The sequence below is a fragment of the Roseiarcus fermentans genome (genome assembly GCF_003315135.1).
In the GTDB taxonomy this organism is placed as follows: domain Bacteria; phylum Pseudomonadota; class Alphaproteobacteria; order Rhizobiales; family Beijerinckiaceae; genus Roseiarcus; species Roseiarcus fermentans.
The window spans coordinates 115,766-130,368 of record NZ_QNRK01000020.1 but is presented as its reverse complement, the minus strand read 5'-3'; the positions used below and the strand labels follow the sequence as shown (position 1 = coordinate 130,368).

At 66.3% G+C, this 14,603-nt stretch carries 12 protein-coding genes, 1 tRNA gene and 6 pseudogenes; 14 read left to right on the top strand and 5 right to left on the bottom strand.

The features are described 5' to 3' along the window. Nucleotides 1-198: 198 nt before the first annotated feature. A complete protein-coding gene (locus DFR50_RS18105; protein ID WP_113890660.1) occupies nt 199-786 on the bottom strand; it encodes a cob(I)yrinic acid a,c-diamide adenosyltransferase in 588 nt (195 codons plus the stop codon). A 183-nt stretch (nt 787-969) separates the two neighbouring features. Next, the gene (gene aroA, locus DFR50_RS18100; protein WP_113890659.1) at nt 970-2,304 is read right to left on the bottom strand and encodes a 3-phosphoshikimate 1-carboxyvinyltransferase; all 1,335 of its coding nucleotides are present in this window, start codon (nt 2,302-2,304) and stop codon (nt 970-972) included. Between the two features lie 180 nt (nt 2,305-2,484). Here aroA and DFR50_RS18095 point away from each other — a divergent pair, with 180 nt between their 5' ends. From DFR50_RS18095 to DFR50_RS31505, 3 genes are all read left to right on the top strand, one after another. Next, the gene (locus tag DFR50_RS18095) at nt 2,485-2,859 is read left to right on the top strand and encodes a TIGR02300 family protein (protein ID WP_113890658.1); all 375 of its coding nucleotides are present in this window, start codon (nt 2,485-2,487) and stop codon (nt 2,857-2,859) included. A 168-nt stretch (nt 2,860-3,027) separates the two neighbouring features. Continuing rightward, a tRNA-Ala gene (locus DFR50_RS18090) sits at nt 3,028-3,103 on the top strand. Between the two features lie 309 nt (nt 3,104-3,412). Further along, the gene (locus DFR50_RS31505; protein ID WP_147262804.1) at nt 3,413-3,739 is read left to right on the top strand and encodes a hypothetical protein; all 327 of its coding nucleotides are present in this window, start codon (nt 3,413-3,415) and stop codon (nt 3,737-3,739) included. Between the two features lie 345 nt (nt 3,740-4,084). Here DFR50_RS31505 and DFR50_RS33045 read toward each other — a convergent pair. Next, nucleotides 4,085-4,549: pseudogene (locus DFR50_RS33045) on the bottom strand (Mu transposase domain-containing protein); the annotation flags it as partial. 1 nt (nt 4,550) lies between these two features. On the opposite strand from DFR50_RS33045, the pseudogene DFR50_RS18075 reads away from it, so the two are divergent. From DFR50_RS18075 to DFR50_RS18040, 11 genes and pseudogenes are all read left to right on the top strand, one after another. Continuing rightward, nucleotides 4,551-4,703: pseudogene (locus tag DFR50_RS18075) on the top strand (D,D-dipeptide ABC transporter permease); the annotation flags it as partial. Next, nucleotides 4,700-5,203: an ATP-binding cassette domain-containing protein gene (locus DFR50_RS33040; RefSeq protein WP_281016527.1), complete on the top strand. Its 504-nt coding sequence runs from the start codon at nt 4,700-4,702 to the stop codon at nt 5,201-5,203. The pseudogene DFR50_RS18075 and the gene DFR50_RS33040, both read left to right, overlap by 4 nt. Continuing rightward, complete coding sequence (locus DFR50_RS33350) at nt 5,170-5,676, top strand: oligopeptide/dipeptide ABC transporter ATP-binding protein (protein ID WP_281016524.1); 507 nt, start codon at nt 5,170-5,172, stop codon at nt 5,674-5,676. Before DFR50_RS33040 ends, DFR50_RS33350 begins: the two co-directional genes overlap by 34 nt. Before the next feature lie 77 nt (nt 5,677-5,753). Then, nucleotides 5,754-6,449, top strand: a complete 696-nt coding sequence (locus tag DFR50_RS18065) for an ABC transporter ATP-binding protein (protein ID WP_245427927.1) — start codon at nt 5,754-5,756, stop codon at nt 6,447-6,449. Between the two features lie 81 nt (nt 6,450-6,530). After that, nucleotides 6,531-6,908: an oligopeptide/dipeptide ABC transporter ATP-binding protein gene (locus tag DFR50_RS18060; RefSeq protein WP_113890656.1), complete on the top strand. Its 378-nt coding sequence runs from the start codon at nt 6,531-6,533 to the stop codon at nt 6,906-6,908. Next, nucleotides 6,905-7,207, top strand: a pseudogene (locus DFR50_RS18055) (hydantoinase/oxoprolinase N-terminal domain-containing protein); the annotation flags it as partial. The gene DFR50_RS18060 and the pseudogene DFR50_RS18055, both read left to right, overlap by 4 nt. Nucleotides 7,208-7,232: 25 nt before the next feature. Continuing rightward, nucleotides 7,233-7,529, top strand: a pseudogene (locus tag DFR50_RS33030) (aspartate/glutamate racemase family protein); the annotation flags it as partial. Between the two features lie 179 nt (nt 7,530-7,708). After that, nucleotides 7,709-8,392 (top strand): substrate-binding domain-containing protein, encoded by a 684-nt coding sequence (locus tag DFR50_RS18050; RefSeq protein WP_113890655.1) that lies wholly within the window; start codon nt 7,709-7,711, stop codon nt 8,390-8,392. A gap of 15 nt (nt 8,393-8,407) precedes the next feature. Continuing rightward, nucleotides 8,408-8,839, top strand: a pseudogene (locus DFR50_RS33620) (hypothetical protein); the annotation flags it as partial. Nucleotides 8,840-8,858: 19 nt separating this feature from the next. After that, nucleotides 8,859-9,434 carry an ABC transporter permease gene (locus tag DFR50_RS32575; RefSeq protein ID WP_210208956.1) on the top strand — a complete coding sequence of 192 codons (576 nt, stop codon included), beginning with the start codon at nt 8,859-8,861 and terminating at the stop codon, nt 9,432-9,434. Then, nucleotides 9,410-10,221: pseudogene (locus DFR50_RS18040) on the top strand (ATP-binding cassette domain-containing protein). Before DFR50_RS32575 ends, DFR50_RS18040 begins: the two are co-directional and overlap by 25 nt. 13 nt (nt 10,222-10,234) lie before the next feature. On the opposite strand, the gene DFR50_RS18035 reads toward DFR50_RS18040, so the two are convergent. Both DFR50_RS18035 and DFR50_RS18030 read right to left on the bottom strand, forming a co-directional pair. Next, nucleotides 10,235-13,357 carry an efflux RND transporter permease subunit gene (locus tag DFR50_RS18035; protein ID WP_113890654.1) on the bottom strand — a complete coding sequence of 1,041 codons (3,123 nt, stop codon included), beginning with the start codon at nt 13,355-13,357 and terminating at the stop codon, nt 10,235-10,237. Continuing rightward, complete coding sequence (locus DFR50_RS18030) at nt 13,354-14,502, bottom strand: efflux RND transporter periplasmic adaptor subunit (protein ID WP_113890653.1); 1,149 nt, start codon at nt 14,500-14,502, stop codon at nt 13,354-13,356. Before DFR50_RS18030 ends, DFR50_RS18035 begins: the two co-directional genes overlap by 4 nt. Between the last annotated feature and the right edge of the window lie 101 nt (nt 14,503-14,603).

The following is a 14,603-nucleotide window of genomic DNA, read 5'->3' as shown; positions in this document are numbered from 1 at the left end:
TCGGACGCCGACATGGAGGCGGCGCTCGACCGCGCCCGCGCCCATGCCGCCACCGCCAGCCCGAGCCGCGCCGCCGGCAACCCCCAGATGTCGGAAACCGCAGGGCGCTGAACAGGCTTTTCGGGCGAACGCCAACACGCCTCGCCGCGAAGCTCGCGGCGAGGCGTCTTCGCTCCGGCTTTCACCATGGACCGGCGGTCAGCGCTGACCGCGCGGGGCCCAGACGTCGTCCTTGGCGCCATCGTCGTTCAGATGGCGCGCCATGATGAACAGGAAGTCGCTGAGCCGGTTCAGGTAGCGCGGAATCTCCGGATTGACCTCCTCGCCGGCGATCTGCGCCAGCGCCACCACCCGGCGCTCGGCGCGGCGGGTCACGGCGCGGGCGAGATGCGCGTAGGCGCCGGCCATGTCCGCCCCCGTCGGCAGGAGGAAGTTGGCGATCCGCGGCTGCGCGGCGTTCAGTTCGTCGAGCTGCGCCTCGATCCGGGCGACCGGCTCGGGCCTGAACCGCAGCAGCGCGCCGGCGTCCCCCGGCATGCTGAGATCGGCGCCGATGTCGAACAGATCGATCTGGACCAAACGGAGCCAGCCGCCCAGGCGCTCGTCCTTCTGCACCGCGGTCCGCAGGACGCCGATGACCGAGTTCGCCTCGTCCACCGCGCCGTAGGCCTCGACGCGGGGCGCGCATTTGAGCATGCGGCCCTTGCCGACCTGCGTCTGGCCGGCGTCGCCCAAGCGCGTGACCACGCGCGTCCGCTTGTCCGAACCCGCATCCCTGGTCGTCATTGGCCGTCTCCCTTCCCGCCGGTCGGGACGTTTCCCTCGGCTCAAGGAGACATATGACCATGGCGACGCCCCGTTCAAGCCGAGGCGCCCCCCCCCCGCTCGATCCGCGTCGGCGCAACGGCCGCCTGGCCCGCCCGACGTCGCATGCGGCGTTGGGCGGCTCTCGTATCGGCGCGCCAGGGGTTACCCGAACGTGGCCCCGAGCCGCTCCATCGCCGGGCGGAAGGCGGGAAAGCTGGTCGCGATCATCGCGGTGTCGTCGACCGTCATCGGCTGCCGGCTGGCGAGGCCCATGACGAGAAAGCTCATGGCGATGCGATGGTCGAGATGCGTCGCGACGAGCCCGCCGCCCGCGGGGGCGCCGTCGCCCTCGACCACGAGATCATCGCCCTCGACGGCATGCCGGACGCCGGCGGCGGCGAGGCCGGCGGCGACCGCCGCGAGCCGGTCGCTCTCCTTGACCCGGAGTTCGTGAAGGCCGCGCATGCGCGTCGTTCCGCGTGCGAACGCCGCGGCGACCGCCAGGATCGGGTACTCGTCGATCATCGAGGGCGCGCGCAGCGCGGGGACGTCGACCCCCGTCAGCGCGCTCGCCCTCACCCGGAGGTCGGCGACCTCCTCGCCGCCTTCGAGCCGGCGGTCGAGGATCGCGATGTCCGCCCCCATCTCGACGAGCGTCGTCAGCAGCCCCGAGCGCAACGGGTTGGTCATGACGCCCTCGACGACGATGTCCGACCCGGGAACGATCAGCGTGGCGACGATCGGGAAGGCCGCCGACGACGGGTCGGCCGGAACGACGACGGGACGCGGCCGGAGTTCGGGACGGCCGACGAGGTCGATCCGCCGCCCTGTCCCCTCCGGCGCGACGGTCACCTCGGCGCCGAAATGCACGAGCATCTTCTCGGTGTGGTCGCGCGACGCCTCGGCCTCGATCACCGTCGTGATCCCGCGGGCGTTGAGGCCGGCGAGGAGCACGGCCGACTTGATCTGAGCCGAGGCGACTGGCGTCCGGTAGAGGATCGGCGCCGGGTCGCGGGCGCCTTTCAGGGTGATCGGACAGCGGCCGCCCCGGGCCTCGGACAGAACTTCGGCGCCCATCAGCTTGAGCGGATCGAGGATCCGGTTCATCGGCCGCTTGCGCAGGCTGGCGTCGCCGTCGAACGTCGCCGTGACGCCGTGGCCGCCGACCACGCCCATCATCAGGCGCGAGCCCGTCCCGGCGTTGCCGAAGTCGAGCGGCTCGCGCGGCGGCAGGAGGGCGCCGAGGCCCGGCCCGCGGATTCGCCAGCGGCCGGGCGCCAGGCGCTCGACCTGCGCCCCCAGCGCCTCGCAGGCCCTGCCGGTGCGAAGCACATCGTCGCCCTCGAGCAGGCCTTCGACCGTCGTTTCCCCGCGGGCCAGGAGCCCGAACAAGAACGCGCGATGGGAAATGGACTTGTCGCCGGGCGGGCGAAACCGCCCGCTCAGCGCTGAGCCGCGGGAAGCGCGCAGGGGAGCCGGGTCGAGGCCGATTGACATGGGAAGAGACACCTACGAGCCGCTCGATGAGCACGACCGCGCTTCGCGCGGGGAAAAACGCTCGTATCACCCTGCCGGACCCCTGTCGACGGCGGCGGAATCTCGATTGACACGGTACGCCGTCCTGTCTAACCCGGCGCTTCCGAAATCCGCCCTTGCAACGACAGGGAACCGATCGCCGTGGCCAAACCCGAGCTCGGAGCCAAACGCCAGTGCCAGGCGTGCGGCGCCAAATTCTTCGATCTCAACAAGGATCCGATCGTCTGCCCGAAATGCGGCACGGTCTTCCAGGGCGTCGCCATGCGCGCCCGGGCGGCCTCGAAGGAGGATGACGAAGACACGGAGATGACCGCGCCCGCCGGGGTCGACATGGTGTCGCTCGACGAGGTCGAGGCGGGCGAGGAGAAGGCGGCGGAAACCGTCGCCGAGGATATCGACGTCGAGGACGACGCGGCCGACGTCGAGGACGATTCTTTCCTCGAGGAGGAGGAAGAGGACGACGACGACGTCACCAACCTGATCGACGGCGACATCGCGCCGGACGAGGAAGGCTGAGCCTTCACGTCGTCACGGACGCGCAGCCGAGGCGACGGTTTTGCGACAGGGTCGCTTTTTTTGCGCGATGGGCCTTGTAGGGGGCGAAGCTTTACGGTTATACCGCCGCCCGCGAGACCATCGCTTCTTCGCCCCAAACGAAGTCGCCCTCGCGAGACAGTGGAAAATGGGGCCATAGCTCAGTTGGGAGAGCGCTTCAATGGCATTGAAGAGGTCGTCGGTTCGATTCCGTCTGGCTCCACCATTCCACACTTGCGATGTCTCGAGTTTTTCCGTCTCCCGCAATCTTCCCGACATTTCCGAGGCTTGGGGCCCGGGCGCAGGCGGACTCAGGTGAGGAGACGCCGAATTCGCGGCGCGTAAGGCTTTCAAGGCCCCGCGTCTCCCGCGACGAAAATCTCTTCCGCGCGATGTGAGGCCGGCTGCGGTCAACTTGAGCGCGAAGGCCTGATCGGCGTTCTCGTCTCGACGCCAGACCGGCGCGTCCTTACGCGCCCGGACCTCCCTGACGCTTTGGCTTTCGACCCGCGCGTCCCTGCGACTGCGGGCAGGGTTGGCGAGCGCGATTCGTCTCGCGCGAGTCCTGGCCGCGCTTCAAGGCTGTGCCGGCGAAGGCAGAGAGGATGATCTCATTCTGCTCCTACTCGAAGCGTCGCAAGTCGCTTCCGGCCATGCGCGCGCGGACCGGTTTTTGTACGATCATCCCGATCTGGCGGCGATCAGCAATGACGCCGAGGCGGTGCGTCGGGCGTGTGCCGCCAAAGCCGGCTGGCCTGGCGGTCGCCATGCGGCTCTCGCCGTGGCGCACGCGTTCTCGACGATATGGAGGAAGCCCAGCGAAATTCGCGGCGCGCGATTGATTGGCGCAACGGGTCTGTAGGCCGACCGTTGGGTGACGGATTCAACCGGCAGGCCGTAAGGATTCCACGACTTGTCCAGAAGGCGATCGCTGGGCTGAGCAAGTACGACCGCTCCGAATTCGATGCCCGCCTGGAAACGATCAGCCATGTCTTGAAGACAAGTACGCCCTATGGTCGTAAGCCCTGATGAAAGTGGCGAATCTCATCAAACGCAATGGTCGCCGTCGCGAACTGCGCCGCGTAGCCGGCCAGAATCGCCGCTCGGCCGAGCGCGATCGCCAGATGCGTCTTGCCGACCCCCGGGCGGGCCGAGCAGGAGGACGTTCTCGCCGTTGGCGACGTGGCGCGACGCCGAAAGGTCGCGGATGCGCGCGATCGACGATTCGCGCCCGGCGCCCCTCGGCCTGCGGGTGCGCCGCCACCTCGATTGCCCCGTGCCGGATGCGCACGAAGCCGCCGGCGACCGTCACCGCCACCCGCTCGCCGATCAGCCGCCAGGGAACCGAGTAGCTGTTGGCGTCCACCTCGACGGCGCAGTCGTTCCCCACGACTCGCGTCAGCTCGCGGATCCGTCCGAAGCCCGTCCGCCCGCCGAGCGGCTTCAGCCGCGCCGCCTCCTCGCGCGCGAACCGCGCCATCGGCGCATCCCCCGTCGTCCCGTGGACCCGCACGTTGGCGACCTCGCGCTCCCAGCGCGCCAGATGCGCCTCGAACCCATCCCAGTCGGCGAACGCCCGCCCGGCGACGGCGTTCTTCTTCACATAGCCGACGCCGTTCTCCGTCTTGCCCTTCGTGCGCGCCCGATAGGGTTTGCAGGCGCGCGGCGAAAACCTCGGCACCATGGTGGCGAGCGGGGCCGACTTTTTGCCCGAGCGCTGGTGGGAGTCGCTCATCCCCGGCGCGGCGATCCTGTTTGCGGCGCTGGGCTTCAATCTGCTCGGCGACGGCCTGCGCGACCTGTTCGACGTCGAGAGCGTCCGATGAGCGAAGAGGCGCTGCTCGCGGTCCAATCGCTCAGTCTCGACTTCGAAAGCGAGAGGCGCGTCGCGCATATCCTTCGCGACGTCTCGCTCGAGGTGCCCGTTCACCGACACGTCGCGCTGGTCGGCGAGAGCGGCTGCGGCAAAAGCGTCACGATGCGCGCCGTCATGGGCCTCTTGGCCACGCCGCCGGCAAAATACCGCGGCGGCGAAATCCGATTCGACGGCGTGGACCTCCTGAAAATGGGAGACCGGGATCGCGCGGCGTTGCGCGGGACTGCGATGTCGATGGTGTTCCAGGACCCGACGACCTCGCTGAACCCGGTCTTCACCATCGGCGACCAGATGGGCTCGATCCTCAAATACGCCGATCGGCGGCTTGGGCGCTCGCGGGGGCCAGCGGAGCGCAAGGCGCGCATCGCCGAGGTGCTCGGCCAGGTGCGCTTGGCGGACGCAGAGCCTATCCGGTCATGCTCTCCGGCGGCATGCGTCAGCGCGTTCTGATCGCCATGGCGCTGTTATCCGAGCCAAGGCTTCTGATCGCCGATGAACCGGGCACCGCGCTCGATGTCACGACGCAGGCGCAGATCCTGAAGCTCTTGCGCGAGCTTGTCGATGCGCGCGGCCTCGCGCTTCTCATGATCACGCATAATCTCGGCGTGGTGCGCGAGTCCGCGGACCATGTGTTCGTAATGTACGCCGGTTGCATCGTCGAGCAGGGGCCGACACGCGCGGTATTCACGAAGCCGAGACATCCTTACACGCGCGCGCTGATGGCCTGCGTGCCCAAGCTGTCGGGAGGCGAATCGATGCGCGGTATCGACGGGTCGCTGCCGGACTATTCAGATCCGCCTCCGGGCTGCCGCTTCGCGCCGCGCTGCCCGCTCGCGGTTCAGGCCCGCCTTCGCGCGCCGCCTCATTTCGAGGTCGCGCCAGGCCAGTCTGCGGCCTGCTTTCTTCTAGAGGCGACCGCGTGAGCGAGCCCCTCGTTGAAATCGTCGGCGTCTCGAAGGCGTTTCCGATCAGGGGCGGGATTTTCGGCGGCGTCCGCGGCGTGGTGCACGCCGTCAACGACGTCAGCTTCCGGCTCGCTCGGGGTGAAGTCTTCGGCCTCGCCGGCGAAAGCGGCTCGGGCAAATCGACGATAGCGCGCATGATTCTCGGCCTCGAAACCCCGACGTCCGGCGCGATCCTCATCGACGGGCGCGATTTCGCTGGCGAGCGCGACTGGCGCAAGCGGAGTTCGGTCGTGCAGATGGTGTTCCAGAATCCAGGCTCTTCGCTCAATCCGCGCCGTTCGGTAGGGCAGTCGATCGCCGTGCCGTTGGCGGCGCGCGGCCATTCCCTCCGCGAAAGGAAGCGGCGGATCGCGGAATTGATCGCCCAAGTGCAACTGCCGTCGAGCTTCGTCGAACGCTACCCGTACGAGCTCTCAGGCGGGCAGAAGCAGCGCGTCGCGATCGCGCGCGCGCTTGCCGCGGAGCCGAAGCTGATGGTGCTCGACGAGCCGACCTCTGCCCTGGACGTCTCCGTGCAGGCCAAAATCATCGAGTTGCTCGACGAATTGAGATCGCGGGTAACTGCCTACCCCGTCATTGCGAGGAGCGAAGCGACGAAGCAACCCATGCCGCCGCTTGCCTCCTGCGGAAAAAATCGCTCCGTCTTCTGCTCGCAACGAAGGGCGGCGGGACGATCAGAGGGCGCAACAGCAGCCCAGCGGCCCTGGATCGCTTCGCTTCGCTCGCGATGACGGCGCTGTTCGCTGCCGGCTTGGGAGTTACGATCGCGGCTCGGCCTCGCCTATATTTTCATCTCCCATGATCTGTCGCTCATGCGCGCCTTCGCCAACCACGTTGGCATTCTCTATCTCGGCAGGCTGATCGAGACGGGGCCGACCCGGGCGCTGTTCGAGCGACCCGCCCACCCCTACACCCGCTCCCTGTTGGCCGCTGTTCCGGTCGTCTCCGACGAGGAGGAGGCGCTGAAGCCGCGCGAGCCCGTGGCGGAGGGGGAGGTTCCCAATCCGGCCAATATGCCGGGCGGCTGCGTCTTCCACACGCGCTGCCCGCACGTCATGGCGATCTGTCGCTCGCAGATCCCCGGGCCGGAGCAGGTTGGCCCAGAGCATGTCGCTCATTGCCATCTGTTGCGCCCGTTGGAAGCACAGGCGGCGCCCTTCGCACAAATGCCACAGGAGTCCAGAGGATGATCAGAATAGGCGTTGATGTCGGCGGCACCAACACCGACGCGGTCGTTATGGACGGAGCGAAAGTGCTCGCCGGCGTCAAGGCGGCCACCACCGCCGACGTCATGTCCGGAGTCGTCGCTGCGCTGCGAGCGGTGCTGGCGGAAGCCAAGCTCGACCCTTCGGCGATCGCGGTCGTGATGATCGGCACGACGCATTTCACCAACGCCGTCGTCCAGCGGCGCGATCTCGCCCAGACGGCCGCAATCCGGCTCGGGCTGCCTGCGACCGCTTCCCTACCGCCGATGGTCGACTGGCCGGACAGGCCCGCTGACACGGGACCATGAGATGAGCAAGGAGACGCTCGAAATTCGCGTGGTCACTCCAATCGTGACGGGCCTGCGTCGGCTCGCCGATCTCAAGACTCTTGAATACCCGGGGGTGAAGGTCAGCCACGTCGACATCTCGACCGGTCCAGGCTCGATCGAGAGCGAATTCGAAGGCGCTCTGTCCGTGCCTGGCGTCATCGCCGAGGCGCTGCAAGCCGAACGGGATGGCGCCGATGCGGTTATCATCGACTGCATGTCCGACCCCGGACTCCGAGCCGCCCGCGAAGCGGTCAGCGTCCCCGTCCTTGGGCCGTCCAGCGCCGCGTGCGGCCCGGCTTTTGAGAACGCTGCGGCGATGGCCGGTCTGACGGGCCGGATGGCCTCGGTGCGCAGCTTCGACATTCCGGTGCTGGAGCTGGAACGGGACCTCGATCGCACGAAGAAGGTGCTGGTCGAGGTCGGCGCGCGCGCCGTCGAAGCGGACGGCAGAGGGCGCTGGAAGCGGGAATTCCCGTCTTCTCCTATAACGCCGACACGAAAGGCAACGACCGCCTCGCCTACATCGGGCAAGACCTGTTCGCCTCCGGTCAGGCGCTCGGGCGGCGCATCGTCGAACTCGTCGGGGAAGGCCAAGCGGTCGGCTTCATCGCGACGCCGGGGCAACTCAACATCCAGCCCCGTCTCGACGGCGCCAAGGACGCGATCAAGGCGTCGGGCAAGAAAATCGTTCTGGACGAGGTCGCCACCGGACCGACAGTCAACGAGGAGGTCTCGCGGGTCGACGCCTATTATGTCGGACACAAGGATATCAAGGGCATGTTCGCGGTCGACGCCGGAAGCACGATGGCGGTCGGCAAGGCGATGGAAAAATACGGCCTCCACGCCAAAGGCGTGCACGCTGGCGGCTTCGACCTGCTTCCTGAGACTCTTGACGCCATCGCCAACGACCATCTCGACTTCACCATCGACCAGCAGGCCTATTTGCGAGGCTTCTACACCGTCATGGAAATGGCGATGTTCAAGCTGTCGGGCGGCTTGAGCGGCCCCGCCGAGGTCAACACGGGTCTCAAGTTCGTCGCCAAGAGCGATGTGGCGCCTTACCGGACGACCCACAGCCGTTACGAAGGCGCCTCTTCGGCCCAGGCGGTCATTCCGAGGTCGGGTCCGATCAGCACCTAGCAACGGCGGACGGCGATGCAAGACAGGGGGAATCCCGCCGCCGTGGAGGCGCGGTCGCCTGACGCAAGCGGGCGCGGCGCCGGCGTTCTGCGCCGGGCGGCCTCGTCCATTCTGCGATGGCCCGAGGCGAGCATTTTCATCGCTGGCGCCTTGCTCGCCGCCTACTTCCAATCGACCAACTCCGCGTTCCTTTCGCTTTCCAACGTCGAAAACCTGATCGACTACACGGCGACCACGTCGATCATCGCCGCAGGCGAAGTCATGGTGCTCGTCTGCGGCGAACTCGATCTGTCGCCCGGCATGGTCTATGCCCTGTCGCCTTTCATCATGTTTTTCGCGATCTCCGCGGGAATGCCGGCTGGCGTCGCGGTTCTTCTGGCGCTTGCGGCCGGGGCGCTGGTCGGCCTGTTCAATGGCGTGGTCACGACATTCCTGGGCGTGCCGGCCTTCGTCACCGCTCGGCACAATGTTTCTCGTCAACGGCCTGACCTTGAGCATATCGGGCGGATTCCCGGTCGAGCCCAACGCCGCAGCCACATTCGCGGCTGTCTTTGGCGCCGATGCATGGGCGCGGCTCGCCTGGTCTCTGGCGATCGCGATCGTGCTGCAGTTCGTGTTGAGCCGCACCCGGTTCGGTCTTCACACCATCGCGGTTGGCGGCAATCTCATCGCCGCGGAGGAGGTCGGAATCCGGGTGCGCAGCATCAAGATTCGCAATTTCGTCCTGGCCAGTGTGCTGGCCGGCTTCGCCGGCGTGATCGACGCATTCCGCATCGGGTCGATCGACCCGCTCGCGGGAGGCTCCGAGATGACCTTCGCCGCCATTGCCGCGGCGGTAATCGGCGGCACGCTTCTCACCGGCGGATCAGGGACGCTGATCGGCGCCTTCATCGGCGCTCTGGTGCTCGGCATCCTCAAGGACGGCTTCACCCTCTCGGGGGTCAGCGCCTATACGTTCGACATGATCCTCGGCGCCGCCATCCTGGTCACGATGGCGGTCAACGTCCATCTGTCGCGATGGCGGGAACGGGGAGGAGCATGACCCAGGATCCTACGCGACACGAGGCGCTTCGGGCGGAGCACATCGAAAAATCGTTCGGCCGCATTGCAGCACTGAGAGACGTCAATCTGCGCCTCCATCGCGGCGAGGTTTTGGGACTGCTCGGAGACAACGGGGCGGGCAAGTCGACCCTGATGAAGATCTTCACCGGCTTTTTCAGCCGAGCGCCGGGCAACTGTACTTCGACGGCCAGCCTGTTCAATTTCGTTCGGTCAGCCACGCCCGTTCGCTCGGCATTGAGGCCGTCTATCAGGACCTCGCGCTCGTCAACCAGCTGAACGTCTACCGCAACATGTTCCTTCAGCGCGAGCCTGTCTTTGGCGGCCCACTGGGAATCCTGAACGAGCGCGACATGCGCGAGCGAGCGATCGCGGCGCTCGAACGCATGAAGGTCAGGGTTCCGTCGGTCGATGTCGACGTCGCAAGGCTCTCAGGGGGCCAACGTCAGGCCGTCGCCATCGCGTGCTCGGTCTATCAGAAGGCCAAGGTGCTGCTGCTCGACGAACCGACCGCCGCCATGGGCGTCAAGGAATCCGCGCTGATCCTCGACCTGATCCAGCGGCTCAAGGAGAGCGGCGACGTCGCCATCATCATCGTCGCCCACAATTACGCGCAGATCTTCGACGTCTGCGACCGCATCAATCTGGTCGAGGGCGGAAGAATCGCATTCGACAAGCGGACTTCCGAGACGTCGATCCAGGAGCTGACGGAGAGGGTCGTCAAAGAATATCGCTCGGCACGCAGCGAAGTCCGGCCCCTGGAGCTGTGAGCGGGCGATCCGGTCAGGAGCGGGTCTGGCTCAGGGGGCGGGATTTCATTCCCAACCACGCGAGGGGGCGCGCGCGCGTCAGCCAGCCGTTGAGCCGGTCGAGGTAAATGTAGACCACCGGGGTCGTGTAGAGCGTCAGCAACTGGGAAACCAGCAGACCGCCCACCATCGCGATCCCCATTGGCTTGCGCAATTCCGCTCCGGCGCCGTTTTCGAGGGCGAGCGGCAGCGCGACGATCAATGCGCAGACCGTCGTCATCATAATCGGGCGAAACCGCTGCAGGCACGCGTGGTGGACCGCGTCGACCGGAGTCATGTTTCCCTCCCGCTCGGCCACAAGCGCGAAGTCGATCATCATAATCGCGTTCTTCTTGACGATGCCGATCAGGAGGAGGACGCCGATCAGGGCGATCAACGTCAGATCGTAGCCGGTCAGGATCAGGATGACGAGCGCGCCGACGCCGGCCGCCGGGAGCGCGGAAAGAATGGTGATCGGGTGGATGAAGCTTTCGTAGAGCATGCCCATGAGGATGTAGATCGTCACAATCGCCGCCGTGACCAGGAGCGGCATGGTGACGAGCGAGTCCTGAAACGCCTGGGCCGTGCCCTCGAACTGCCCGACGAGCGTCGGACGCGCACCGAGGCTCGCCTTCGCCTTGGTGATGGCGTCGACCGCCCGGCTCAGCGACGCGCCCTTGGCGAGGTTGAACGACAGGGTCACTGAGGGAAAGACGCCTTGGTGGTTGACGGTCAGCGGTTCGACCTTTCGCGTCTCCCGCGCGACCGCCGAGAGAGGGACTTGGCCGCCGGTCGCGTTCGTGACGTAGAGGCTCGATAGGGCCTCTGGACCGGATTGAAATTTCTTCTCGACCTCGAGGATCACATAAGCCTGCTGGGTCGCGTTGTAGATCGTCGCGATCTGCGCCTGCCCGAAGGCGTCGTCGAGCGCGGCGTCGATGCTGGAAATCGGCACGTTGAGGCTCGAGGCGAGGTTCCGGTCGACCTCGATAACGACGTGAGGCGAGTTGATCTGCTGGTCAGAGGCGACGTCGCTGAGGATTTTCATGCCCTTCATCTTTTCCAGCAGGATCGGGGCGTAATGGTTGAGTTGATCGGTATCCGTGTCGGTCAGCGTATACTGGTATTCGGCCTGCTCGAGCCGCGCGCCGATTCGGATGTCCGGCACGGCTTGCATGAAGAACTTTCCGCCAACCACCTTGGCGACCTGCGGCCTGAGCCGCGCCATCACGGCTTGAACGGAAGGGCGTTCAGAGAACGGCTTCAGCTGGACGAACATGCGCGCCGTGTTCTCGGTGGGGTTGCCTCCCGTCGCGCCAGCGAACCCGACGACGCCGGAGACGGCAGGATCCCTGAGGAGGATGGCGGCGTATTCGTTCTCGATCTTCGCCATCGCCTCGAAGGCAATGTCCTGGCGCGCCTGCGCCACGCCCATGAAGATGCCGGTGTCCTGTTCGGGCAAGAATCCTTTCGGGATCACGAGATAGAGATATACGGTCAGGCCGATCAGCCCGATGGTGACGAGCAGCATCCAAAACTCGTGCCGAAGGGCCCAGACCAACCCCCGGTCGTACGTGTCGCGCATGGCGTCAAAGCCTCGCTCGAGCCAGCGGCTGAAGCGGTTCTGCGGCGCCCCGGTCTCGCGCATCAGGAACTTCGCGCACATCATCGGCGTCAGCGTCAGCGACACGTAGCCGGAAATGAAGATCGCGAGGATCGTCGTCATCGCGAACTCGCGGAAAAGCAGTCCGACCACGCCCGCCATGAAGAGGACCGGAATAAAGACCGCCGCCAGCGAAAGCGTGATCGAGAGAATGGTGAAGCCGATTTCCCCCGCGCCGTCGAGCGCGGCTTCAAGGGGCGGTTTCCCCTCCTCGATATGGCGGACGATGTTCTCGATCATCACGATCGCGTCGTCGACAAGGAACCCGATGGCGATCGTCAGCGCCATCAGCGAGAGGTTGTCGATGCTGTAGCCGAGCAGGTACATCGCCCCGAAGGTCGCGACGATCACGACCGGCAGGACAATGCCTGGGATTACGGTCGCCCAGAACTTGCGCAGGAACAGGAAGATCACCAGCACGACGAGCGCCATCGCCAGCACGAGCGTGAACTCGACGTCCGAGACGGAGGCGCGAATCGACAGCGAGCGATCCGAGACAAGGTCCACGCGCACGGAGCGCGGGATCGACTTCTCGAGCTGCGGCATCATCGCCTTGATCCTGTCGACGACGTCGAGCGTGTTGGCTCCGGGCGCCTTGAAGACCAACAGAACCTCGGACAGCTTGGTCCCGTACCAGGCGCCCGTGCGCGGATTCTGCGGCCCGTCGACCACGGTCGCGATGTCTCCCAGCTCCACCGGCGCGCCGTTGCTGTAGGACACGATCATCTTGCGGAACTGGGCGGCGTTTTCCAGCTGCTGGTTGACGTCGAGCGGAAACTCCTCGTGACGGCCTTCGAGATTGCCCGTCGGTCGAAGCGCGCTCTCGGAGGTGAGCGCCGCGCTGACCTGCGCAAGGCCCAGCCCTTTTGCGGCGAGCGCGTCCGGGTTGAGCCGCACCTGAACGGCCGGCTCGGCCTGCCCGGCAATGGACACCTGCCCGACGCCGCTCACGCGCGACAGCGACTGGCCGAGAAGAATGTTCGCGTATTGATCGAGCTCCTGGATCGGATAAGCGTCGGAATGCACCGCGTAGATGAGAACCGGCGAGTCGGCCGGATTGGTTTCCCGGTAGGTCGGAGGGGCCGGGAGATTTTTGGGAAGTAGAGCGCTCGCGGCCTGGATCGCCTGCTCTACGTAGCCGGCGTCGCGCGTGATGCTTGTGCTGAGGTCGAACTGCAGCGTGATCGACGTCGTGCCAAGGCCGCTGGTCGAGGTCATCGAGGAGACGCCCGGTATAGCCGTGAACTGGTCTTCCAGCGGCGTCGCTACGGTCGAGGCCATCACATCCGGGCTCGCACCCGGGAAACTCGCCGACACCGTGATCGTCGGAAACTCGACATTGGGCAGCGCGGCGACCGGCAGGAGCGTGAAGGAGACCGCGCCGAAGGCGAAGAGGCCGGCCGTCATCAGCGCCGTCGCGATCGGCCGGCGAATGAAGATTTCCGAGATGCTCATGGCGCCGCGCTCGCCGTCGCCTTGGGCGCTTCGACTGCGACCTTCACGCCGTCATCGAGATTGTACTGCCCGTTGACGACGACCTGCTCGCCCGGCGAGACGCCCTTGGTAAAGACGGCGAGCCCATTCTGGCGGGCGACGACCTGCACGGGGACGCGGCGGACCACATCGTCCGACGAGATCGCATAGACGTAGTCGCCGTTCGGACCCGATGCGACGGCCGCGACCGGCGCGGTGAGGGCGTTCTTGCGCACCCCAAGCATAAGGTCGATCGTGACGAACGCTCCCGGCCAGAGCGCCTCGTTGTCGTTTGGGAACGTCGCGTAGAGCGCGACGGTGCCGGTCGTCGCCACGACCTGATTGTTGATGAATGTGAGCTTGCCCTCGCCTAAAGTCCGTCCTTCCTGCGACAGGGCGCGCACATCGAGCGGCGCTTCGCTCTGGGCGGCGCGGACCTCGTCCAGTTCGCTCTGCGGAAGGGGAAAGGTCACATAGATCGGCGCGATCTGGGTGATGGTGACCAGTGTCGTGCCCGCGCCGGCCTGGACGTAATTTCCCGGATCGACCGCCATGGCGCCGGCTATGCCCGCCACTGGGGAATTGATGTGGGCATACTCTACGTTGAGCTTGGCTGTTTCGACATTGGCTTGATCGAGCTTGACCGTGCCCTCGTCCTGCTGGACCACGAACGCTTGGTCCGCGGCCTGCTGCAGGGCGATTGAATTCTCGGTCACCAGACGCTGATAGCGCGCGAGGTCCGTCTGGGCTTCGGCAAGAAGCGCCTGGTCATGCTGGAGTTGGGCCTGAGCCTGATCGAGCGCAGCCTGGTATGGGCGGGGATCGATGAGAAACAGCGGATCGCCCGCTTTGACAGCCTGACCCTGCTTGAAAAAGGCCTGCATGATCTGGCCATTCACCCGACTCTGCACATTGACGGCCTGGATCGACTGCACCGTCCCGAGCGCCCGAAAGACGATGGGCACGTCCTGGCTGGCGACAGACGCTGCTGTCACAGGGACCGTCGGCTGAACAGACTCGGGTCGCGGCGCGGCGGCTTCGGACCTGCGCCGGGAATAGTCGGCCGCTCCAAGCACGCCCACCGCCGCGACCACAACGAGAAGCGTCAATCCGGGTCGAAAACGCATGTCGAGCCTCGGCTTCAAACGGCCGCGCTGGCGAACTCAATGCGGCGAGCGCCGCTGCGGTTCCTCCGGGGATGTCGCAACCGCTGTGGGGACGCCGCCGG

Coding starts and splice junctions, on each gene's coding strand:
- DFR50_RS18105 (WP_113890660.1), bottom strand. CDS start 786: ATGACGACCAGGGATGCGGGTTCGGACAAGCGGACGCGCGTGGTCACG.
- DFR50_RS32575 (WP_210208956.1), top strand. CDS start 8,859: ATGTTTCTCGTCAACGGCCTGACCTTGAGCATATCGGGCGGATTCCCG.
- DFR50_RS18060 (WP_113890656.1), top strand. CDS start 6,531: ATGCGCGCCTTCGCCAACCACGTTGGCATTCTCTATCTCGGCAGGCTG.
- DFR50_RS18035 (WP_113890654.1), bottom strand. CDS start 13,357: ATGAGCATCTCGGAAATCTTCATTCGCCGGCCGATCGCGACGGCGCTG.
- DFR50_RS18030 (WP_113890653.1), bottom strand. CDS start 14,502: ATGCGTTTTCGACCCGGATTGACGCTTCTCGTTGTGGTCGCGGCGGTG.
- aroA (WP_113890659.1), bottom strand. CDS start 2,304: ATGTCAATCGGCCTCGACCCGGCTCCCCTGCGCGCTTCCCGCGGCTCA.
- DFR50_RS33040 (WP_281016527.1), top strand. CDS start 4,700: ATGAGCGAAGAGGCGCTGCTCGCGGTCCAATCGCTCAGTCTCGACTTC.
- DFR50_RS33350 (WP_281016524.1), top strand. CDS start 5,170: ATGCTCTCCGGCGGCATGCGTCAGCGCGTTCTGATCGCCATGGCGCTG.